This is a genomic window from Agrococcus sp. ARC_14, assembly GCF_022436485.1.
Taxonomy (GTDB): domain Bacteria; phylum Actinomycetota; class Actinomycetes; order Actinomycetales; family Microbacteriaceae; genus Agrococcus.
This window is the reverse complement of the sequence record NZ_JAKUDO010000001.1, coordinates 1,988,884-2,009,951: the sequence shown is the minus strand read 5'-3', so window position 1 is coordinate 2,009,951 and position 21,068 is coordinate 1,988,884. Positions and strand designations below refer to the sequence as shown.

At 67.6% G+C, this 21,068-nt stretch carries 23 protein-coding genes and 1 pseudogene; 8 read left to right on the top strand and 16 right to left on the bottom strand.

The genetic code is table 11. The features are described 5' to 3' along the window. The first annotated feature begins 185 nt into the window (after positions 1–185). Positions 186–572: a transposase gene (locus MKD51_RS09910; RefSeq protein ID WP_240240135.1), complete on the top strand. Its 387-nt coding sequence runs from the start codon at positions 186–188 to the stop codon at positions 570–572. Between the two features lie 679 nt (positions 573–1,251). Here the strand turns inward: MKD51_RS09910 and MKD51_RS09905 are convergent. The 8 genes from MKD51_RS09905 to MKD51_RS09870 form a co-directional block, all read right to left on the bottom strand. Then, positions 1,252–1,713 carry a signal peptidase II gene (locus tag MKD51_RS09905; RefSeq protein ID WP_240240134.1) on the bottom strand — a complete coding sequence of 154 codons (462 nt, stop codon included), beginning with the start codon at positions 1,711–1,713 and terminating at the stop codon, positions 1,252–1,254. 98 nt (positions 1,714–1,811) lie between these two features. Further along, complete coding sequence (locus tag MKD51_RS09900; protein WP_240240133.1) at positions 1,812–2,420, bottom strand: cadmium resistance transporter; 609 nt, start codon at positions 2,418–2,420, stop codon at positions 1,812–1,814. Then, positions 2,421–3,074, bottom strand: a complete 654-nt coding sequence (locus tag MKD51_RS09895) for a cation transporter (RefSeq protein WP_240240132.1) — start codon at positions 3,072–3,074, stop codon at positions 2,421–2,423. Beyond that, positions 3,071–3,424: a metalloregulator ArsR/SmtB family transcription factor gene (locus tag MKD51_RS09890; RefSeq protein WP_240240131.1), complete on the bottom strand. Its 354-nt coding sequence runs from the start codon at positions 3,422–3,424 to the stop codon at positions 3,071–3,073. Before MKD51_RS09890 ends, MKD51_RS09895 begins: the two co-directional genes overlap by 4 nt. A 175-nt stretch (positions 3,425–3,599) precedes the next feature. Next, a complete protein-coding gene (locus MKD51_RS09885) occupies positions 3,600–3,875 on the bottom strand; it encodes a hypothetical protein (RefSeq protein WP_240240130.1) in 276 nt (91 codons plus the stop codon). A 16-nt stretch (positions 3,876–3,891) separates the two neighbouring features. Next, on the bottom strand, positions 3,892–5,295 hold the full coding sequence (locus MKD51_RS09880; RefSeq protein ID WP_240240928.1) for an arsenic transporter: 1,404 nt from the start codon (positions 5,293–5,295) through the stop codon (positions 3,892–3,894). Between the two features lie 62 nt (positions 5,296–5,357). Beyond that, the gene (locus MKD51_RS09875) at positions 5,358–6,437 is read right to left on the bottom strand and encodes an NAD(P)-binding domain-containing protein (RefSeq protein WP_346986707.1); all 1,080 of its coding nucleotides are present in this window, start codon (positions 6,435–6,437) and stop codon (positions 5,358–5,360) included. A gap of 1 nt (position 6,438) precedes the next feature. After that, entirely contained in the window at positions 6,439–6,780 is a 342-nt protein-coding gene (locus MKD51_RS09870; RefSeq protein WP_240240129.1) for a metalloregulator ArsR/SmtB family transcription factor, read from the bottom strand. Positions 6,781–6,860: 80 nt separating this feature from the next. Between MKD51_RS09870 and MKD51_RS09865 the strand changes: the two genes are divergently transcribed. The 3 genes from MKD51_RS09865 to MKD51_RS09855 are packed head-to-tail and all read left to right on the top strand — an operon-like array spanning position 6,861 to position 9,464. Beyond that, the gene (locus MKD51_RS09865; RefSeq protein ID WP_240240128.1) at positions 6,861–8,171 is read left to right on the top strand and encodes an NAD(P)-binding domain-containing protein; all 1,311 of its coding nucleotides are present in this window, start codon (positions 6,861–6,863) and stop codon (positions 8,169–8,171) included. A gap of 37 nt (positions 8,172–8,208) precedes the next feature. Then, positions 8,209–8,529 (top strand): metalloregulator ArsR/SmtB family transcription factor, encoded by a 321-nt coding sequence (locus MKD51_RS09860; RefSeq protein ID WP_240240127.1) that lies wholly within the window; start codon positions 8,209–8,211, stop codon positions 8,527–8,529. Continuing rightward, a complete protein-coding gene (locus MKD51_RS09855) occupies positions 8,526–9,464 on the top strand; it encodes an arsenate reductase ArsC (RefSeq protein ID WP_240240126.1) in 939 nt (312 codons plus the stop codon). The genes MKD51_RS09860 and MKD51_RS09855 overlap by 4 nt, the downstream gene beginning before the upstream one ends. Here the strand turns inward: MKD51_RS09855 and MKD51_RS09850 are convergent. Genes MKD51_RS09850 through MKD51_RS09830 form a run of 5 tightly spaced genes read right to left on the bottom strand, consistent with a single transcriptional unit; the run spans position 9,454 to position 13,829 of the window. Further along, positions 9,454–10,143, bottom strand: coding sequence for a hypothetical protein (locus MKD51_RS09850; RefSeq protein WP_240240125.1), 690 nt, complete (start codon positions 10,141–10,143; stop codon positions 9,454–9,456). The genes MKD51_RS09855 and MKD51_RS09850 overlap by 11 nt on opposite strands. Next, the gene (gene pstB / locus MKD51_RS09845) at positions 10,140–10,964 is read right to left on the bottom strand and encodes a phosphate ABC transporter ATP-binding protein PstB (RefSeq protein WP_240240124.1); all 825 of its coding nucleotides are present in this window, start codon (positions 10,962–10,964) and stop codon (positions 10,140–10,142) included. The genes MKD51_RS09850 and pstB overlap by 4 nt, the downstream gene beginning before the upstream one ends. Before the next feature lie 32 nt (positions 10,965–10,996). Then, the gene (gene pstA, locus MKD51_RS09840; RefSeq protein WP_240240123.1) at positions 10,997–11,896 is read right to left on the bottom strand and encodes a phosphate ABC transporter permease PstA; all 900 of its coding nucleotides are present in this window, start codon (positions 11,894–11,896) and stop codon (positions 10,997–10,999) included. Next, positions 11,896–12,852: a phosphate ABC transporter permease subunit PstC gene (gene pstC, locus MKD51_RS09835; protein WP_240240122.1), complete on the bottom strand. Its 957-nt coding sequence runs from the start codon at positions 12,850–12,852 to the stop codon at positions 11,896–11,898. The genes pstA and pstC overlap by 1 nt, the downstream gene beginning before the upstream one ends. A 14-nt stretch (positions 12,853–12,866) precedes the next feature. Continuing rightward, complete coding sequence (locus MKD51_RS09830; RefSeq protein ID WP_240240121.1) at positions 12,867–13,829, bottom strand: PstS family phosphate ABC transporter substrate-binding protein; 963 nt, start codon at positions 13,827–13,829, stop codon at positions 12,867–12,869. 465 nt (positions 13,830–14,294) lie between these two features. Here MKD51_RS09830 and MKD51_RS09825 point away from each other — a divergent pair, with 465 nt between their 5' ends. From MKD51_RS09825 to trxB, 3 genes are read left to right on the top strand one after another with little or no spacing between them, the layout of a single operon-like run. Then, positions 14,295–14,711: an arsenate reductase ArsC gene (locus tag MKD51_RS09825; protein ID WP_240240120.1), complete on the top strand. Its 417-nt coding sequence runs from the start codon at positions 14,295–14,297 to the stop codon at positions 14,709–14,711. Continuing rightward, entirely contained in the window at positions 14,708–15,358 is a 651-nt protein-coding gene (locus tag MKD51_RS09820; protein ID WP_240240119.1) for an arsenate reductase ArsC, read from the top strand. Before MKD51_RS09825 ends, MKD51_RS09820 begins: the two co-directional genes overlap by 4 nt. Further along, complete coding sequence (trxB, locus tag MKD51_RS09815; RefSeq protein WP_240240118.1) at positions 15,355–16,305, top strand: thioredoxin-disulfide reductase; 951 nt, start codon at positions 15,355–15,357, stop codon at positions 16,303–16,305. The genes MKD51_RS09820 and trxB overlap by 4 nt, the downstream gene beginning before the upstream one ends. A gap of 673 nt (positions 16,306–16,978) precedes the next feature. Here trxB and MKD51_RS09810 read toward each other — a convergent pair. Next, a complete protein-coding gene (locus MKD51_RS09810; protein ID WP_240240117.1) occupies positions 16,979–17,368 on the bottom strand; it encodes a heavy metal-responsive transcriptional regulator in 390 nt (129 codons plus the stop codon). A 93-nt stretch (positions 17,369–17,461) separates the two neighbouring features. On the opposite strand from MKD51_RS09810, the gene merA reads away from it, so the two are divergent. After that, the gene (gene merA / locus MKD51_RS09805) at positions 17,462–18,853 is read left to right on the top strand and encodes a mercury(II) reductase (protein WP_240240116.1); all 1,392 of its coding nucleotides are present in this window, start codon (positions 17,462–17,464) and stop codon (positions 18,851–18,853) included. A 327-nt stretch (positions 18,854–19,180) separates the two neighbouring features. Here the strand turns inward: merA and MKD51_RS09800 are convergent. Both MKD51_RS09800 and MKD51_RS09795 read right to left on the bottom strand, forming a co-directional pair. Next, a pseudogene (locus tag MKD51_RS09800) lies at positions 19,181–19,525 on the bottom strand (transposase); the annotation flags it as partial. Between the two features lie 212 nt (positions 19,526–19,737). Then, entirely contained in the window at positions 19,738–21,066 is a 1,329-nt protein-coding gene (locus tag MKD51_RS09795) for an NtaA/DmoA family FMN-dependent monooxygenase (RefSeq protein WP_240240925.1), read from the bottom strand. Between the last annotated feature and the right edge of the window lie 2 nt (positions 21,067–21,068).

The window sequence follows — 21,068 nt, the reverse complement described above, 5'->3', positions numbered from 1 at the left end:
CCTCGAACAAGTCAGTCCGTTGGAGCGAACGTCGTGCTCACGACACACCGATGGCCCGACCATCTGAGTTGAGTCCCGCATAGTGGTGTAACGCCGGTGGCGCGGCTCGTCACGATGACGTAGACGCGGTCACCGTGTGATCCTTCGAGGAATCTCCTACAACCCACTCGAATGGAGTCATCACGATGACCGCTCCTCATATTGTCGACCCTGCCGGCGTGCTGGCAGAAGCCCTGACCGACGCATCGCCGGATCTGATGCGCTCGCTGTTGCAGACGATGATCAACGCCGACGCCGACACGGTCGTCGGCGCCGAATGGGGCCAGCCCAGCCCCGACCGCACGACGCATCGCAACGGCTACCGGCACCGCCCGCTCGACACGCGCGTCGGCACCGTCGATGTCGCGATCCCGAAGCCAGGGCGCCGTGCTTGCCGGAGCGCAGGATGCGTTCGACCTCGTCGTCGGCGTAGTCGAAGAATGCCTGCAGCTCGGCGGGGGAGAAGGGGCGTTTGGAGGGGTTCGCTGGGCCCTCCTGACGATGCACCATGCGTCGGGCTGCGATCGGGTTGAATGGCGCGCCCAGCAGTTCGGAGCAGTGCCGGGCCCGAGGGTAGGTAGGGTCTGCCGCGTAGCCGAGGAACAGGGCGATGTCGGTCTGGATCGCCCGGATCGTGGAGTGTGCCAGGTGGTGGATCCCGCGCAGCTCGGCGAAGAAGTCTTCGGCCTCGAGCTGTGTCCATTGCCAGGGGTACTTCCCGGACCAGTCGATCAGGCGCTGCACCGAGCGCGAGCGGCGATTGATAGTGCGCTGCTGGAAGGCCTGTGCGAGTTGCGCTCGCGCCCAGCCGTCGAGCATCGATGTGACCAGCGCGTCCTGATCGACGGGCGCGCCGGAGGCCCGAAGCAGGTGCACTCGACCCGAGGACTCCATGGTGACCTCCGTACCAGAATCTGCACCATTCGGTCAGAAAATGCAACAACGAGCGCGAAAGTGCCGGTCAGGAGCGCATCCGTGGTGGTGCAGGATTTGCACCAATCGGAGCGACCCTCGACTGTCACGGGCCGGGTTCGCGCTGGGAAAGCACCGGTCAGCGACCAGATTGGAGCGAGGCTCGCCTGGGCGCGCGGGGGATATCAGACGGGCGTGAGGGCTTCGTACCCTATTCGACTGGATACCGGGGATATCAACTCAGGTCGTGAGCTCCCGCGCTCGGACTCGCCCGCGCGCACCACAGCCACGTGCTCAGGGCTAGGGCCGCATGGGCTTACCCATGAAGGCGAAGGCGATGCAGAGCGCCAAACCACCGAATACGAACACGTCTGCGACATTTCCGATGAACCAGTCGGCGTAGGCGATGAAGTCCACGACGTGGCCTCGGCCGGGACCGGGGTGTCGTGCCAGGCGGTCGATGATGTTCCCGAGGGCGCCGCCGAGGATGAGGCCAAGGCTGAGCGCCCACGGCAGCGACGTGGTTCTCCAGGTGAGCCAAGCCGCGAACATCGTGCCCGCAGCGGCGAGGACGGTGATGAGCGGCGTTGCGCTGGCGCCGAGCGAGAATGCCGCCCCCGGGTTGTAGGTGAGCTGCATCGCGAGCATGTCGCCCAGCACCGGATGACGCTCGCCGACAGCGAGGGTCGCCTCTGCCCAGACCTTGCTGAGTTGATCGATCGCCACGGCGGCGAGCGCGGAGACGTAGCCGAGCAGGGTCACCCTCCATAGTCGAGGTCTCGTGTGCGGCGAGGCGGCGCCCCCCGCGACGGCTGTCTGTGCCGCCGAGGGACTTGGTGAGCTGTTGCCAGTCGTCGACATCAGGCCAGTGCTTCGAATAGGCGGGGGGTGACGCCGGATTCGATCAGGATGAACAGGCCGAGGCCGATGAACACGGCGGGGACCAGCCAGTGCTCGATCCGCTCGAGGGTCTCGGTGACGGCCTTGTGCGTGCCGATGAGCTTCCCGAAGAGGCACCAGACGCTCACCAGAGCGAGGAACACGACGATGGTGATCGCGGTGTCGGCGGGCGAGATGGTTCGGAACACCGGCGTGTAGAGGCTGATGTTGTCCGCCCCATTCGCGATGGTGATTCCGGCGATGCCGAGCAGGCCGAGGTTCTTCATCGCCGACTCGTCAGGATCTGCATCGTCGCGCTCGCGCAGTCCCCGGATGAGTCCGATTACACCGATCAGCAGCGGGATGAGGCCGAGGAAGCCGACCCACTCGTCCGGGATGATCGTGAGCCCGAGTGCCGCGACAACGCTGATCGCAACGAGCGTCGCGAATCCCAGGTACTGGCCGAGGATGATCTGCCAGGGCCGCGGCCCGCCGCGGGATGAAGCGAGGAAGAGCACGGTGAGTATGACGATGTCGTCGATGTTGGTTGCCGCGAACATGCCGATCGCGGAGGCAATGGTCGCGAGCATCTAGTTGTCCTTCGCCTCGAGCTCGCCCAGGACTTCGAAGGGCGATTCGACATCGCCGCGCCACGCCTCGACCCCTTCGCGGATCGCGAGCCCGGCGACGATGAGTGCAGCCACGGAATCTGCCCACATCCAGCCGAAGAGCAGGTTGAGCAACAGGCCGATGAGCACCGTGCCCGACAGGTAGATGCACAGGAGCAGCTGCTTGGCGTCCGCCTGCACGCTGCGCGAACCCAGCTCGCGACCGGTGCGGAACTCGAACCAGGCTAGAGCCGGCATGACGAGCAGGCTGAGGGTGGCGATGCCGATACCGAGCGGGCTGTGATCGACCTCTTCCACTCCGGTCAGCGTGAGCACCGCGTCGATGATGACGTACGCGGCGAGAGCAAAGAACGCGATGCCGATCGCTCGGACAGTCACCTTCTCCCACCGTTCCGGATCCTTGCGCGTGAACTGCCACGCGACCGCTGCCGCAGAGAGCACCTCGACGATCGAATCGAGCCCGAACCCGATCAGCGCGGCCGAGGAGGCCATCGAGCCCGCCCAGATCGCGACAATCGCCTCGATGACGTTGTAGGTGATCGTGAAGCCGACGATGAACCGCACTCGGCGATGCAGAGTGCTCCGTCGTGCCGCGGTCAGCGTCTCCGCGCTCATCGGGCCGACTCGCAGCAGCCGGGGACCGGGCACTCCGGATCGAGGCATAGCGCTTGCTCGTCGATAGCCAACGTCACCTCGACCAGCGCAGTAAGCGCCCGCGCGAGGTGCGGGTCGGCGATCTCGTACCGCGTCTGGCGGCCCTCAGGCTCGGCCACGGCGATGCCGCAGTCACGCAGGCAGGCGAGATGGTTCGATACGTTCGAGCGTGTCAGCTCGAGCTCGCGCGCAAGGACAGCGGGATAGTTCGGCCCCTGCAGCAAGGTCAGCAAGATGCGCGAGCGTGACGGATCCGCCATGGCGCGCCCGAGCCGATGCATCACGTCCAGTTGATTCGTAATAGTCAGCACACACTGAATATACAGCAGGCACTGACGTTACGAGGACGTGGAGGAGGGTCGCGCGGAGTTGAACTGGAGAAAGCACCGGTCAGGCACTGATTTCGGACAAGCTTGCGGCCCGCACGGGAGTGACACCAAGTGTGCGAGTGGGGGTACTACCCACCTTGACTGGATACCGGGGATATCAACGTACGTCGTGAGCTCCACGCGACGATGAGCCGCGCCCACGATTGACACGCTCTGGGATGAAGCGTGGCACCAGCCGCACGAGCACCACCATGGCCACCAGCTCGACGAGGGTTTGGGTGACGACGGCGAGCGGGGCGATGCCGAGTGTCGCGGGCAATGCCAGTGCGAGCGGGAGGACGACGAGCGAGTTCCTGGTCGCAAGCGAGAAGGCGACCGCCCGCGTTCCAGGGACGTCGAGCCGGGCCATGCGGCCCGCGAGCAGGCCGAGCATACGGGTGCCGAGGCGATCAGGCGCTGAGGAGCAGAAGCCAACCCGCGAGCGCGAGCAGTGTGACGATGAGCACGGGGATCGTAAGGACGATGCCGGTGCGGAAGTACTGGCCCCAGGTGATCACGATGCCCTTCCGGGCAAGCACGTGCAGCCACAAGAGCGTCGCGAGGCTGCCGATCGGCGTGATCTTCGGGCCGAGGTCAGCGCCGATGACGGTCGCGTAGACCATGGTCTCATGGGCGAGCCCCGTCGTGCCGGCGCCTGCGACCGCAAGCGCGGCGATCAGCACCGTCGGCATGTTGTTCATCAGCGACGCCAGGACAGCGACGATGACGCCGACACCCAGCGCTGTGACGACGACCCCCTCGTCGGCGATGCCCGCGAACACTAACGAGAGCTGGGCGGTGATGCCCTCGTTGCGCAGCCCGTAGACCACGAGGTACATGCCGATCGAGAAGAGCACGATCTGCCAGGGCGCTTCGCGCAGCACCCGGCGCACCGACACGCCCTGCGAGGCATCTCGCTCGCCGCCGTTCGGCGAGTCGACGACATCCAGCGACGACGTTCCGGCGGCGACGACGACCGTCTCCCGGCGCCGCACCGACGCGAACACGAACGCGGGCTGGCGCGCGGCGACGAGCATGAGCGCGATCGCGCCGACGCCGGCGACGGCCGAGAGCGGTATGTGGAGAGGCTCGGCCAGGAAGTAGCCGACGAGCAGCACGGCGAGCACGACCCATCCGGCGCGGAAGGTCAGTTCGTCACGCACCGCGGAGCGCGGGGCGGCGAGCGCGGAGAGATCGTACGTGCGAGGGATTGAGCGTCGGAAGTACAGCAGCAGCATGGCGAGGCTGGCGAGCACCGCGATGATGCCGACCGGCACCATGACCTGCGCGTAGCGTGCGAAGCCGATGTCGAAGAAGTCGGCCGTGACGATGTTGACGAGGTTCGAGACGACGAGCGGCAGGCTGCCCGCGTCCGCGATGAACCCGCATGCCATGACGAACGCCAGAGACGCGGCTGCCGGGAACCGCAGGGCGACAAGCATCTGGATGACGATCGGGGTGAGGATCAGGGCTGCGCCGTCGTTCGCGAAGACGGCGGCGATGCCAGCTCCGAGCAGCACGATGAGCGCGAATAGCAGGCGGCCGTTGCCGCGGCCCCACCGGGCGACGTGCAGCGCTGCCCACTCGAAGAAGCCTGCCTCGTCGAGCACGAGCGAGATGATGACGATCGCCACGAACGCGAACGTCGCGTTCCACACGAGATCCCAGACCACGGGCACATCCGACAGGCTCACGACACCCGTCAGTAGGGCCAGCACCGCGCCGCCCAGCGCCGTCCATCCGATGCCAAGCCCTTTCGGCTGCCAGATGACGAGGATCAGGGTGATGGCGAAGATGGCGAGCGCGACGTAGATCATGGGCTGCTTCCGTGCGGGGTTCGAGATGCGCACAGATCGATGCGCGTCGATGTCTTACGTTATATCGATGTCTGTCGATGCATCAAATCGAGGTGCTCGGCGGTGGCGCGCGCCATGCGTCCGACGCCGACGAGCGTCGCAGACGCCGCGCCGCACCAATCGCCATAGCCGAGGAAGTAGAGTCCCGGAATCGATGCGGATGCGGTCGGCAGCTCGGGTCGAGTCGCGGGAATGCCTCCGCTGCGAGCGAGATCGATCGCGCTGAGCGTTCCAAGATCAGGACGGAATCCGGTGCACCAGATCACCGCGTCCAGTTCGGTCTCGGAGCCATCGCGCCAGGCGACGCCACGAGAGGTGAAGTGCTCCAGATCCCATCGCGCCCGAAGCCCGCGATCGCGCGCCGCCCGGACAGACGGCACCGCCACGATGTCTCCGAGCTCCCCGACACCCCGGCCACCCTCGATCGCCTGCTTCGAGGCCGCCTCGAAGAGCGCTCGCCCGTCGATCTCGTCGGGCAGGAACTTCGGGGGACGACGCGTCACCCAGGTGACGGCAGCAACGCCATCCAGGTCTGCGGCGATCTGCGCTCCGCTGTTGCCGCCTCCGACGACCGCCACGCGGCGCCCGACGAAATGCTCGGGGCCTGCATAGTCGATGGTGTGCAGCTGCTCGCCGCAATACTCGGCGAGGCCCGGGGCTGTCGGCACGAATGGCCGCCGCCACGAGCCCGTAGCCATCACCACTGCCTGCGCGCGTTGCTCGTGCCTTGCCGCGTGCAGGATGAAGGATCCGTCTGTCTCGCGTGCCACCCGATCGACGCGTGTGCCCCAGGAGATCGGCAGCGCATAGCGTTCCGCGTAGTCGCGCAGGTACTGCACCACTTCTGACGCAGTCGCCGTCTCCTCCGCGCTAGGCGACATGCGCATGCCGGGAAGGGACGACGAGCTCGCAGGTGAGAACAGGCGCATGCTCGGCCAGAGCTCACTCCATGCTCCGCCTGGCTCGTTGCGCTCGTCGAGGATGATGAACTCGGGGGCGGCAGAGCGTCGGCCCCGCCGTGCATCGCGCTGCATCCGAGCCAGGTGGTAGCCGATGGCGAGACCGGCTTGACCGCCACCGACGACGACGACCTCCGTCACGTCAGCCGGCAGCGAGCGGAGTGGCGATGCCTTGCAGCGCCCCAGGCACGAGGCGGTAGTACGACCAGGTCCCCCGCTTCGTGCGCGAGAGGATGCCCGCGTCCGTGAGGAGTCGCAGGTGGTGCGAGATCGTCGGCTGGGCGAGATCCAAAGGCTCCGTCAGATCGCACACGCACGCCTCGCCGCTCTCAGACGCCGCGACCATGGACACCAGCCGCAGACGAGTGGGGTCCGCGAGCGCCTTCAGCTGCCTCGCGAGCGCCACAGCATCCTGCGCCGAGATCGGCTCGCTCGTGATCGAGGTGCGGCACACAGCCTGCTCGGCCGGGATCGCGGTGGTCATACGGCCAGGTTAGCGGTTGCATTGACATATGTCGATCCATCGATGACACTGGATCGATCGATGTCGATGAAGGAGGCGCCATGACGCTCATCACACTCACTCCCCCGCCGGTGCAGCACCGAACCGAAAGCCTGCCGGTGGCGATCATCGGCGCAGGCCCGATAGGTCTCGCGGCAGCAGCGCACCTGATCGAGCGCGGCATCGCGGTGCGCATCTATGAGGCCGGCGAGACGGTCGCGGACAGCATGCGGCAGTGGGGCCACGTGCGACTCTTCTCACCGTGGCGCTACCTCGTCGACGACAGCGCGCGGCGCCTGCTCGAGCCCAGCGGCTGGCAGGTCCCCGATCCGTCCGTGCTGCCCACCGGCCACGAGCTGATCGACCAGTACCTGATCCCGCTGGCTTCGACGCCGTCGATCGCCGACGGCCTCGTGCTCGGCGCCGAGGTCGTCGGCATCGCTCGCGCAGGGATGGACCGCACGCGGACGCAGGGGCGCTCGGGTGCACCCTTCACGATCCGCTTCCGAACGCCTGAGGGCGACATCGTCGAAGAGCGCGCACGCTTCGTCATCGATGCCTCGGGCACGTACCGCTCGCCGAACAGCCTCTCCTCCGACGGCCTCGAGCCCATCGGCGCCGAGGCTGCGGCCGACCGCATCGAGCGCGCGATGCCGGATGTGCTCGGCTCTGACCGCGAACGCTTCGCGGGCCGCACGGTGGCGGTGGTCGGCGCGGGCCACTCGGCAGCCAACACGCTGCTGGCCCTCGCGCAGCTCGCCGAAGAGGAGCCTTCTACGCGCGTGCTCTGGTGCATCCGGAACGCGAGCGCCGTGCGCGTGACGACGTCCGAAGACGACGAGCTGATCGCACGCGCCGCGCTCGACGGACGTGTGGAGGAGCTCGTCCGCCAGGGCCGGATCGAACGGCTCGACCGGTTCGAGATCGCGCGCCTCGAGCGGACTGCCGAGGGAGTCGAGCTCATCGGCCGCCGCGGCGGCGAGCCGATGCGCATCGAGGTGGACCGGGTCGTGAACGCGACCGGCTACCGCCCGGATCTCGCGATGCTGCGCGAGATCCGCCTCGACCTCGACGACATCGTCGAGGCACCGCGTCTGCTCGCACCCCTCATCGATCCGAACGAGCACACCTGCGGCACTGTCGAGGCGCACGGCTTCGGCGAGCTCCGGCAGCCGGAGGAGGGATTCTTCATCCTGGGCATGAAGAGCTACGGTCGAGCGCCGACCTTCCTGTTGGCCACCGGTCACGAGCAGGTGCGCTCCGTAGCGGCGTGGATGGCTGGCGACAGCGCTGCCGTCGCGGCGCGGGAGCTCGGCCTGCCGGCGACCGGCGTGTGCTCGACCGATGTCGGCGGGTCGGGCTGCTGCGCATGAGCGGCCGGGCTGCAGCCCGACAGATAGACTCCGCTGCATGGGTGAGCCGGCGATCGAGCGTCCGCGCGACCACCGCGCGCCCCTTGATCGCTCGGGGGCTGAGCGCATCGCGCACACCCTGCGCGCCCTCGCCGATCCGACCCGCCTCCAGGTGCTCAGCGTGATCGCACAGTCGCCCATCGGGGAGGTGACCGTCGGCGCACTCGCAGAATCGCTGGAACTGACCCAGCCGACGGTCACCCACCACGTCCGCATCCTGGTCGGCGAGGGCGTGCTCGTACGCGAGCAGCGCGGCCGCCAGGTGTGGCTGTCGCTCGCGCCCGATCGCCGCGACGACGTGAACGACCTCCTGCGATGACGCGTCCCGATCGATCGATCGTCGGCCCGACGCTCGACGCCGCATCGGCGACGACTCGCGTGGCGCAGCTGCGCACGCTCTCCGACCCGGTGCTGCTACGACTGCTCAGCGCCGTCGCGACGGCCGCTGCAATCGATGGCCCCGAGCTCGGGCTCGACGACGCCGGGATGCGATCGGGGATCGCCGCGCTCCGGACCGTCGGCCTCATCGAGTTCCACAACGGTCGGCCGACCGCCTCCGCCGACGCCCTCATGCGCTTCGGCCGATTGCTCGTCGCCGACGATGCCACGGCGAGCTCAGCCGCAGCTCCTCCCGCCGGCGACGTCCCCCCAGCCATCGCGAAGGTCGCAGCGGACCTGGCCTACCGCTTCAGCAGCGTCTTCGCCGCCGAGACGGTGCAGCGCTACGTGGCCGAGAGCTACACGCTGCTGCTGAACCGCTCACGCATCGAGATGCACGTGCCCTCACTCACGGCACGCTTCGCCGCCGAGCGCCTGGGCGCGCTGGCGACCGCCGAGGGGCGCACGTTCACCAGCGCGCCGGAGGTGCTGTTCGTGTGCGTGCAGAACGCTGGCCGCTCGCAGATCGCCGCTGCCGTGCTGCGGCACCTCGTGGGCCGGCGCGTCAACGTGCGCACGGCGGGGTCCGCGCCGGCCGCACGCGTGCATCCGGAGATCGTGGACGTCCTCGATGAGGTCGGCATCCCGATCGCGGCGGAGTTCCCGAAGCCGCTCACCGACGAGGTCGTGAAGGCCGCTGACGTCGTCATCACCATGGGGTGCGGCGACGCGTGCCCGGTCTTCCCCGGCCGGCGCTACCTCGACTGGCAGCTCGATGACCCGGTCGGACTGCCGCGGCACGAGCAGCAGCGCGTGCGCGACGAGATTCGCCATCGCGTCGAACAGCTGATCGACGAGCTCGGTCTCAGCCGTTGACCCGCACGCGGTAGCCGACCCGCGGAGTCACGTCGATCGAGATCCTCGATGCGGTCGCCGTGTGCAGCATCCGGCGCAGCTGACTGATCGTGGAGCGCACGGTCGTCACACCCGCATCGCGCAAGCCAGGCCGGCTGCGAAGATCCGATAGCGGCACCGGACCCGGGTGCGCGAGCATGAGCCTCCGGAGGGTGGAAAGGTGCTGGGGGCGAGCATCGATCGGCTCGTCCTGCCATGCGAGCAGATGCTGTCCGACGTCGAGCGTCAGCGCGCCGACGCGCAGAACCTCTGACGCGCGGCCTCTCGACCCGGCGAGGGCGCGGTGCGCGGCGTCTCCGAGTTCGACCGGCGCGGATGGTGCGAGGAGAAGGCCGCGTACCCCGCGGTTCACCGCGATCGAGGCTGCCTCCTGCGTCCAACCTGGTGTCAGCGCCAGCAGTACCGGCACTGACATCGCGCCGGTGGCCAGCTCCAGAACCTCGTCGAGGCATCCGCCTGCCAGTTCGGAGGGCACGAGCAGTACCGAGTCGGCGTTGCGCGCGGCCTCGGCGAGTGCCGCCACCGGGCTCGTCCTCGTCACGACGTGGAAGTGATGGAAGCGGTGCTCGGACGGGCGCCCTCGCACCAGATCCGCGGCGAGGGCGACGACTGTCGCGTGGCCGGTCGCGGCGAGCGTCATCCGAACTTGCCCGAGATGTAGTCGGCGGTGCGCTCGTCGGCGGGCCGCTCGAAGATCTGCGACGTCCGCGCGAACTCGACCAGTGCGCCGAATCGCTGGCCTTTCTCGTCGACGGATGCGGTGAGGAAGGCGGTGCGGTCCGCGACGCGGGCTGCCTGCTGCATGTTGTGCGTGACGATCACGATCGTGTAGTCGTCGCGTAGCGACTGCATGAGGTCTTCGATGCGTGACGTCGCGATCGGGTCGAGCGCCGAGCACGGCTCATCCATGAGGATGACATCGGGCTTCACCGCGATCGTGCGGGCGATGCAGAGCCGCTGCTGCTGACCGCCCGAGAGACCGAGTGCGGAGTCGCGAAGCTTGTCCTTCACCTCATCCCACAGCGCTGCGCGCGTCAGTGCCTCTTCGACCAGGTCGTCCATCGAGCTCACGCGCATGCCGGTCACGCGGGGGCCGTAGGCGATGTTGTCGTAGATCGACTTCGGGAAGGGGTTGGGCTTCTGGAACACCATGCCGATCCGTCGGCGCACCTCGATCGGATCGACGTCGCGCGCGTAGAGGTCTTGCTGGTGGAACAGCACCTTGCCCTCGACGCGCGCTCCTTCGATGAGGTCGTTCATGCGGTTGAGCGAGCGCAGCAGCGTCGATTTGCCGCAACCGGATGGCCCGATGAGTGCGGTGATCTCGTTGAGGCCGAAGTCGAGGTTGATGCCGCGGACGGCGCGGAAGTCGCCGTAGCTGACGTCGACGTCCTCGCAGCTCAGCACAGCCTGGGTCGGGCGGTCGTCGAGCTCGACGCGGTTGCGTGCGCGGATGTGCATGGTAGGGGTCTCGGAGCGGTTCGTCATGGGAATTACCAACGCTTCTGGAATCGGTTGCGGATGAGGATCGCGACGGCGTTCATCGCCAGTAGCACGCCGAGCAGGAGCACGCTCGTCGCGGCAGCGAGCTCGTGGAAGCCCTCCTGTGGCCGGCCGGTCCAGCCGAAGATCTGGATCGGCAGGGTCGTGTAGCCCGAGAGCAGGCCGTTGGGGTCGAAGCTCACGAATACGAGGGCACCGAGCACCAGGAGCGGCGCTGCCTCGCCCAGCGCGCGTGAGAGTGCCAGGATCGTGCCCGTTGCGATGCCAGGGACAGCTGCCGGCAGCGTCTGGCGCCAGGTCGTCTGCAGCGGTGTCGCGCCGAGCGCGAGGGATCCATCCCGGATCTCCGCCGGCACGGCGCGAAGCGCCTCGCGCGTGGCAATGATGACGACAGGGAGGATAAGCAACGACAGGGCGAGCGCACCGCCGATGACGATGTTCTTGTTCTCGACGCCGAGCAGGGACAGGAACGCGAGGGCAAGGAGACCGTAGACGATCGACGGCACGGCGGCCAGATTCTGCACGTTGAGCTCGACGAGGCGGTTGAACCAGCGGCGCCGATCGGCGAACTCCTCGAGATGCACGGCCGCCGCGATGCCGAGGGGCACGGTCATCACCGCTGTCGTCACGATCACCCAGATCGATCCGAGGATCGCCGGGCGGGCGCCGGCCTCGTCTGGTGAGGAGTCCGGGTACTCGGTGAAGAGCCGGCTGGTGAACTGCGGCATGCCATCGAGCACGATCGTGACGATGAGAGTCGCAAGCACGCCGAAAGCTATGACGAGCGAGAGCCACAGCAGGATGAGGAAGACCACGGGGCCTGCTCGGCGCTCGCCGCCTCGGCCGGTGAGGGGGCGGATGCCCCGGATCGCGGACTGCAGCGTCGTCATCAGTACGCCTCTCGGAATCGTCGGACGAGCGCGATGCTGATCGCGTTGATCGCCAGCGTGATGCAGAACAGCAGCAGGCCGACCGCGAAGAGGGTGTCGTACTCAAGCGAGCCGACGCGCGAATCGCCCAGCGCCGCGTTCGCGATGAAGCCGGTCATCGTCTGCCCCTGCTGCAGCGGGTCGGTCACGATGACCGCCTGATTGCCCGCGGCGATGGCAACGATCATCGTCTCGCCCACAGCGCGAGAGATGCCGAGGACGACTGCAGCAACGATGCCCGAGAACGCCGCGGGAAACACCACGCGGAGCGTCGTCTGCATGCGGTTCGCTCCGAGCGCCGCGGAGCCCTGGCGCAGCGCCTGCGGAACAGCCGACATTGCGTCCTCCGAGATCGAGGCGATCGTGGGGATGATCATGACGCCCATCACGAGGCCCGCGGCAAGCACGCTGAATGCTCCGGTCGGCAGCTGCAGCCACTCCCGCAGGACGGTCGACTGCACGAATTGCAGGGCAAAGAAGCCGTAGACGACGGTGGGCACGCCTGCGAGAATCTCGAGCAGCGGCTTCAGCACTTTGCGCAGCCTCGGGCCCGCGTACTCGGAGAGCAGGATCGCAGCGCCGAGCCCCAGCGGCACCGCGACAGCGAGTGCGATGACCGTGGTCCAGAGTGTCGCCGTCACGAGCGGCAGTACGCCGAAGGATGCGTCGGCGAATCGGGGTGCCCAGCGATCGCCGAACAGGAAGTCGCCCAGCGGAACCTCTGCGAAGAAGCCAAGCGAGGGCACGAGCAGCGCCACCACGATGCCGAGCGTCGTGACGACGGTGACGGCGGCTGCGATGCGCAGTGCGAGCTTGGCGAGCGCCTCGCCGGGACGGCGGCGGCCGCGGAGCGACGGCGCGGGCGGGTGGCCCGGGTCCAGACCCGGGCCACCCTTCCGTGCGATGGTGCTCGTCATGGATGAACGCGTCCTCAGCCGAGCGATGCCAGCTCGTCTTGCGCGACCTGCACCTGCTCCTCGGTCAGCGGCACGAAGAGTGCTGCTTCGGCGATCTCCGCGTGGTTCTCGATCGAGAAATCGACGAACGCGGCGACCTGCGCCTCGTCCGTGTAGGAAGCGTTATTGACGTAGATGAACAGCTCACGGCCGAGCGGCGTGTACGAGCCGTCCTGCACCGTCTCGGTGCTCGGCATGACGCCGTCGACGGAGACCGCGCGGATGGCGTCGGCATTCTCCTCGACGTAGCTCAGCCCGAAGAAGCCGAGCGCGCCGACATCGCCGGAGACGCCCTGCACCGTGATGTTGTCGTCCTCCGATGGGCTGTAGTCCGCGCGAATCGCGCCTTCCTCGCCGTTCACGGCCTCGGTGAAGTAGTCGAACGTGCCCGAGTCGGTGCCCGCGCCGAAGAGCGTCAGCGGCTGATCGGGGAACGACGGGTCGACCTGGTTCCAGTTCATCACCACACCCTCCGACTCCGGGGCCCAGATCGTCTGCAGCTGCTCGAGCGTGAGATCGTCGGCCCAGTCGTTCTCCGGGTTCACGACGACCGAGAGACCGTCGTTCGCGACCACGAGCTCGGTGAACTCGATGCCGGCGGCGGCGCAGGCCTCGGCCTCCTCGTCCTTGATCTCGCGCGAGGCGTTGGAGATGTCGGTCTCTCCAGCGCAGAACGCTTGGAAGCCACCGCCGGTGCCGCTCGTCGCGACGGTGACGTTGATCTCCGGTTCGGCGTCGCGGAAGAGGTCGGCGGCTGCCTCGCTGAGCGGCGCGACGGTCGATGAGCCGTCGGCGACGACGGCGCCGGAGAGGCCGGACGAGCTCGCGTCGCCACCATCCGGCGCTGCGGTGTCCTGCTGTCCACCGCAAGCGGAGAGCAGCAGCATGGTTGCGAGCGCCGCGGCGGCCACTGCGGGCTTGGTGAAGGGCTTGGGCACTGATTGTCCTCTCGTAGGCGGGGGCTCCGCGCGTAACGATGCCGCCGGACAGCGACAAACCCATAGAAGATGATCTATGTGAACGGCCGGTGAACGCAAGCCATCCATAGATCAACGCGTCTACTTATCCCCGTTCATTGACAAGCATCGATGTATGCGATGTACTGACTGCATCGAACTCCATCGATGATGCACGAGAGGTAGCCAATGACAATCCAGATCATCGAGCACGAGGTCACGCTCCCCACGGAGAGCGCGACCGAGCCCATCACTGTGAAGCTGCAACTAGAGGTCTCCCTTCCGGACGACTGCTCGTGCGAAGCGCGACCCGTCTCGCTCGGTAACCCGCGGGGTTGGGTCGCTTGATCTGCTACCTGCCGTTCACCGAACTGCGGTATCTATAGATCGCCGTCGAACGAACGGCAGGCGCGTGCCGCGCGCCACTGAGAAGGAACGAGAAGCGAGATGACCGAGAAGCCCACCGTCCTGTTCGTCTGCGTCCACAACGCTGGCCGCTCGCAGATGGCAGCGGGGTTCATGTCCGCGCTGTCCGGCGGGGCCGTCGAAGTGCTCTCCGCCGGCAGCGCCCCCAAGGACCAGATCAATCCCATCGCGATCGAGGCGATGGCAGAGCTCGGAATCGACATCGCAGGCAACACGCCAAAGGTGCTGACGACCGATGCTGTGCGGGAGTCCGACGCGGTCATCACGATGGGTTGCGGTGACGTATGCCCGATCTTCCCGGGTAAGCGCTACGAGGACTGGGAGCTCGAGGACCCGGCGGGCAAGGACATCGAGACGGTCCGGCGCGTCCGCGACGACATCCGCGGGCGCATCGAGCAGCTGCTGGGCGAGCTGGTCCCCGAGAAGGATCCGGCATGAGTGCTGGAGCGCCGCTGCCAGGCATCCAGTACCCGGAGCGCTTCCTGCACAGACTCACTGATGAGCTCAGCGAGCTGTACGTGGGCATCTTCGCCGCCGAGACGATCGAGCGATATGTGCTCGAGTCCTACACGGCGCTGCTTCGCACCTCCACGGTGAAGGCGCACCTCGCAACGCGCGTCGGCCGGTTCTCGAAGGACCGCCTCCGAGCGCTCGCAGAAGCGAAGGGCGCAGTCGGCCGCGACCAACCCAGCGTGCTGTTCGTCTGCGTGCAGAACGCTGGCCGCTCGCAGATGGCGGCAGCCATCGCCGGCGCGCGCTCGGGTGGACGACTGACGGTCCGCTCCGCGGGGTCGATGCCAGCAGATGAACTCAACCCGGACGTGGCCACCGCGATGCGGGAGATCGGGCTCGACCTCGACGCTGCCTTCCCGAAGCCGCTCACCGACGACGTCGTCCGCGCAGCCGACGTTGTCGTCACGATGGGCTGCGGCGATGCATGCCCGATCTACCCCGGCAAGCGCTACGAGGACTGGCAGCTCGACGACCCCGAGCGCGCCAACCTCGAGCAGATCCGTCGCATCCGCGACGAGATCACGCAGCACGTCGACACGCTGCTCGAGCAGTTGGAAGTGGCGACCGCATGAGCATCGAGAACGTCATCGTCGTCGGCTCAGGCCCGGCCGGCTACACCGCCGCCGTCTACCTCGCACGCGCAGGCCTCGACCCCATCGTGCTCGCCAGCTCCGTCGAACCGGGCGGCGCGCTCGTCAACACGACCGAGGTCGAGAACTTCCCCGGCTTCGAGCACGGCATCATGGGCCCCGACCTCATGGAGCAGATGCGCATGCAGGCCGAGCGCTTCGGCGCCCGCATCCTGTACGACGACGCGACCGCACTCTCGCTCGCCGGCGAGGTGAAGACGGTGTCGACTGCGACCGAGGAGTTCCGGGCACACTCAGTAGTGCTTGCGATGGGCTCCGCCTACCGCAAGCTCGACGTGCCGGGCGAGCAGCGGCTCACGGGCCACGGCGTCTCGTGGTGCGCCACGTGCGACGGCTTCTTCTTCCGCGACAAGGACATCGCCGTCGTCGGCGGCGGCGACTCCGCGGTCGAGGAGGCGACCTTCCTCACGCGATTCGCGCGGAGCGTCACCCTCATCCACCGCCGCGACTCGCTCCGCGCCTCAAAGATCATGCAGGACCGAGCCCTCTCCGACCCGAAAATCTCGCCCCGCTGGAACAGCGAGGTCGTCTGTATTGAAGGCGACAACGGTGTCGAGCGGCTAGCGCTGCGTGACACGGTCACTGGTGCGGAGAGCGACTTCGGCACAGAGGGCTTGTTCATCGCGATCGGGCACGACCCTCGCAGCGCTCTCGTCGCCGATCAGGTCGCATTGGATGCCGCCGGCTATGTGCTCGTCGACCACCCCACCACGCACACGAACCTGTCCGGGGTTTTCGCTTGCGGGGACCTCGTCGACAAGCGATACCGGCAGGCCATCACCGCAGCAGGCACTGGCTGCGCCGCCGCACTCGACGCGGAGCACTACCTCACTGCCCGGAAACTTACCTCGGTCAGCGTCATGAGTTGACCTACCTCCAGGAGATCGATGATCTCCTGGGTGGCAGTTCAAGCGGGGAGGCCCGACCAGCCGTGCATTGAAGATTGCGACACTAACGTGAGAATCGCGGGCACCCAACGACCTCGCGACTTGCCCGGAATCATGGGGATCTCGTACGACACGGAGCGGGAGATGAGTCCGACCGCTGCGCCGACGGCGATCGCGGCGAGGTAGATCGGAACCTGGTGTTGGTCCCAGGCCTGCACCAGACGCGGCGTCATCCGGTGTGGGGGAGCTGTCCGGTGATCTCCGCGAGCATCGACGCACCTTCTGGAGGCGTGCGCATCGCGAGCACAAACATCTCGCCGCGCAGCGCGAGATCGAACGCGAAGAACGGACAGCACGCTTGCTCATCGGCGGCGACACGTGCCGCCGACGCGACGACCGCGATCGGGAGCAGCTACTGCAGGCCGCCGTCGACCACTTCGGGCTCGGCGCCCTCGAGCAGCGAGCGCCAGCGATCCACCCGGCCTTGCATGCCGGCACACAGGAGAGGGTCGGGGAGCCGAACTAGTTCGGTATCACGTGTTCGACTGGATATCGGAGATATCAACCCAGGTCGTGAACCTGAGCACAGAGTCGCCTCGAGCAGCCCGCACCGGTCGTCATGCGCTACCGCCGCGGGCTTATGGCCACGAAGGGCTCACAGGTAGCGGCATACGTCCTTGGACTGGCATTCGGAGGGGTTGGCTTGTGCGGCGCCGTCTCGGAGGTGGGCGACGTTGGTGCGGAGCGCTTGTAGGTCGGTGATCTGCTGGTCGAGGGCAGTGAGGCGGATGTCGAGGAGCTCCTTGACGTGGTGGCACGGGGCGGTCCCGGTATCTCGAATATCGAGTACCTCGCGGATCTGAGCGAGTGTGAGTCCGGCGGCGCGCCCTCGCCGGATGAAATCCAGCCTGGCGATGGCCTCTTGGTCGTAGTCGCGGTATCCGTTGACGGTCCGTTCGGGGGGCGGCAGCAGTCCGCTGTCCTCGTAGAACCGCAGGGTCTTGGTGGTCGTGCCAGTGGCCTCGGCGAGTTCACCGATTCGCATGGCGGTCTCCGCTCTCGGTACTTGACCTTCTACTGCACTGGAAGGTCCATGGTGGGTGATGGATGGGCGAATACCAAACCGGAGGAGATCGAGATGAGCGCGGAGTACGACGTTGACCTGGCCGTCATCGGGTCGGGAGGGGCCGCGATGGCAGCAGGTATCGCGGCCCGCAAGGCGGGCGCCGAGGTCGTACTGATCGAGCGCGGCGCTCTGGGCGGGACCTGTGTCAACGTCGGCTGTATTCCGTCCAAGACCCTGCTGGCCGCTGCCGGGACCCGGCACAGTGCGCTAACCAACCCGTTCGACGGCGTTCCCACCTCCGCGGACGGCGTGGACCTGGACGCCCTGGTGGCGCAGAAAGCTGAGTTGATCGACCGACTCAAGCAGCACAAGTACACCGAGGTCGCTGAAGCGTGGGGGTTCCCGCTGATCTCAGGTGAGGCTCGATTCGCCGACAAGGACACGGTGGAGGTCGACGGGAAGCCGCTGCGGGCACGGTCCTACGTGATCGCGACCGGTTCGCAGCCCACGGTGCGCGGCATCGACGGGATCGAGGACGTGGAGTACTTGACGTCGACGACTGCGATGGAACTGACCGAGGTGCCCGAGTCGCTGGTGATCATCGGTGGCGGCTATGTCGGGATGGAGCAGGCCCAGCTGTTCGCGCACCTCGGCGCTCGCGTGACTGTGATCGGGCGCCTGGCGCCGCGCGCAGAGCCGGAGTTGCGCGAGGTCATGGCCGGTGTGTTCGCCGATGACGGTATCGCCGTGATCGCCGAACACGCGACCGGCGTCGAGACCGCCGAGGAAGGCGGCGTCAGAGTGATCACCGCGTCTGGGAACCAGGTGACTGCGGAGCGACTGTTGGTGGCGACCGGCAGGCACTCCGACACCATCACGTTGAATCTCGCGGCAGCTGGCGTCGACACCGACGCCCGGGGCTTCGTCGTGATCGACGAACACCAGGCCACGTCCAACCCGCGGGTGTATGCAGCGGGCGACGTTGCGGGCACTCCGCAGTACGTGTACGTCGCCGCCGCCTCTGGACGGGTCGCCGCCGTCAACGCACTCGCCGACGGTGGGACAAAGCGTGAGACGGTGGACTACACCGGCCTGCCGGCGGTGATGTTCACCCGCCCACAGTTGGCCTCGGCAGGGCTCACTGAGAAAGAAGCGCTTGAGCAAGGCCACCCGTGTGCCTGCCGAACTTTGGCTTTGGAGGACGTGCCGAGAGCACTGGTGAACCGCGACACTCGCGGCGCGCTGAAACTGGTCGCCGACGCCAGCACCGGCAAGGTCCTAGGCGTCCACGCGGTCGCCGACGGAGCGGGCGAGATCATGCTCGCCGCCACTTACGCGATCAAGGCCGAGATGACCGTCGACGACCTCGCCGACACCTGGGCTCCCTACTTGACCATGGCCGAGAGCCTGCGGATCGCCGCCGGGCTGTTCCGCAACGAACTACCCACCTCCTGCTGTGCCTGACCCGACCCGGGCCGCACCGGCCGGGCCGCAGGACGCCGGGTTGGTGCATTGTCTGCATCACCTATGAGCGGTGGGCGCTCGTTAAGAGTCCACCACGCACGGAAAACGCCCGGTCAGCAGGTTTTGGTGGGATTTGTTTGCTGACTTGGGCCTCAGGGAGAGCGGGGCCGGAGCTTCGGTATCAACTCGACTGGATATCGGGGATATCAACATAGGTCGTGAGCTGCTGCCCGATAGTTCAGAACACGAGCATCATGGAGCGCGGCTGACGGGCCCCTGGGCACAGCGGGCCAGTCCATTACGTCGCCTGCCTCAGACACTTGCGGGGCGGGTGAGGTTCGTGGCGTGCTGGTGCGCGCGAGCGATGGTCGAGTCGACCGACACGGACCAGTCGATCAGTCCCCGCGCGTCTGCGTCCGCGAGCAGCCGCTGCAGCACCAGGTCCCAGGTGCCCTCGGCGGTGAGCCGTCGATGCCAGGTCCAGACCGTCTGCCACGGCCCGAACACCCCGGGCAGGTCGCGCCACGCGATCCCACACCGGTAGCGGTAGATGATCGCCTCGACCATCGTCCGCGCATCAGCGAACGGCCGCCCCGCCCGGCCCGTCCGACGAGGCAGCGCCTCCTCGATCAACGACCACTGAGCATCCGACAGCAACTGAAACCGCGACATTCCACCAGACTCCAGCCAGCGGCGCTCAACGGTTGTCAGACACGCCCTAGTAGCGCGACCTGCTCGATGCCGAGCTGCACCTACTCGACGTGGGTCACTGGCTGCTCGAGTCGCAGTTCGACGAATGCATGCGCCTTCTTCGCCCTTCCTCGAGCGGGTGCTCCCGGAGCGGTGACAGGCAGCCTGACCATGCCGGTCAGGCGATCAGGCGATCAGTCGCGCAGGTGCTCGCGCAGCGTCCAGCCCGCGTAGCGGGAGCGGAATAGGCCACGACGCTGCAGCTCGGGGATCACGCCCGAGACGAAGTCCTCGAAGGAGGAGTGGTACAGCGCGGGCATGACGATGAAGCCGTCGGCGGCTTCGCTGCGGAACAGGTGCTCCAGGTCGTCGGCGACCGTCGTGGGCGAGCCGACGACCTGCGGATGCAGCTGGTTGAGCGACTGCTCGATCGCCAGGTCGGCGACCGAGAAGCGGCGCCTGGCGCTCACCGACGCGAGCATCTCCTCGAAGCCGACGCTGCCGGTGGCGCCGCGGTGGGCGGCGAGGAGCTCGAGCGCCGGCGCGTCCGAGCGCAGCTGCGAGGCGTCGGCGTGCAGCAGCCGGGCGAGCTTCGTGAGCGCGTCCGGCAGGTCGATCTGGGCCCGCAGGCCCGCGAGCTTCGCCTCTGCGTCGACGTCCGTCCAGCCCACGACCGGCTGCACGCCTTGCAGCACGAGGATCTCGTCGGGGTCGCGGCCGTGGTCGATGCGGGCGCGGTCGCGCAGCTCCCGGCGCAGCTCGCGCATCCCCTCCTCGGTGTCGCCGATCGCGAAGACGACCTCCGCCCACCGGGCGGCGAAGGCGAGGCCGCGCGGCGACGAGCCCGCCTGCATGAGCACGGGATGCCCCTGCGGGCTTTGCGGCAGGGTGAGGGGCCCGCGCGAGAGCGGCTCCCCCGGCCGCTCCGCAATGCGGTGCACACCGGCAGGATCGGCGAAGCGACGGCCGTCGTGATCGAGCACGAGCGCATCCGGCTCCCAGGAATGCCAGAGTTCTCGCACTGTCTCGACCACCCGGTCGGCGTGGTCGTAGCGGGATGCTGGGTCAGCGATGGCGCTCCGCCCCATGTTGCGCGCCTCGGCGTCCGTGGTCGAGGTGACGATGTTCCATGCCGCTCGCCCACCGGAGAGGTGGTCGACGGTCAGCAGCTGCCGCGCGATCGCGTAGGCGGGCACGAAGCTCGTAGACACCGTCGCTCCCAGCCCGATGCGGGAGGTCACGCCGGCGACGAGCGAGATGGTCGCGACGGGGTCGAGGTAGATGCTGCCCTTGCCGCCGGTCTCCAGGGTGATGCCGAAGCCGCCCTCACGATCCTCGGGCACCGCCAGCGCATCCGCGAAGAAGACCATGTCGAACAGGCCCCGCTCGAGGGTGCGGCCGAGATCGGCGTAGAAGCCGCTCCGCAGCCAGTCGCCCCGGCCGAGCGGGTGGCGCCAGTTCTCGGCGTACTGGCTCGTGGGCGGGTTCACCATGCCCACGAAGTGCATGCGGCGCTCGCTCATGC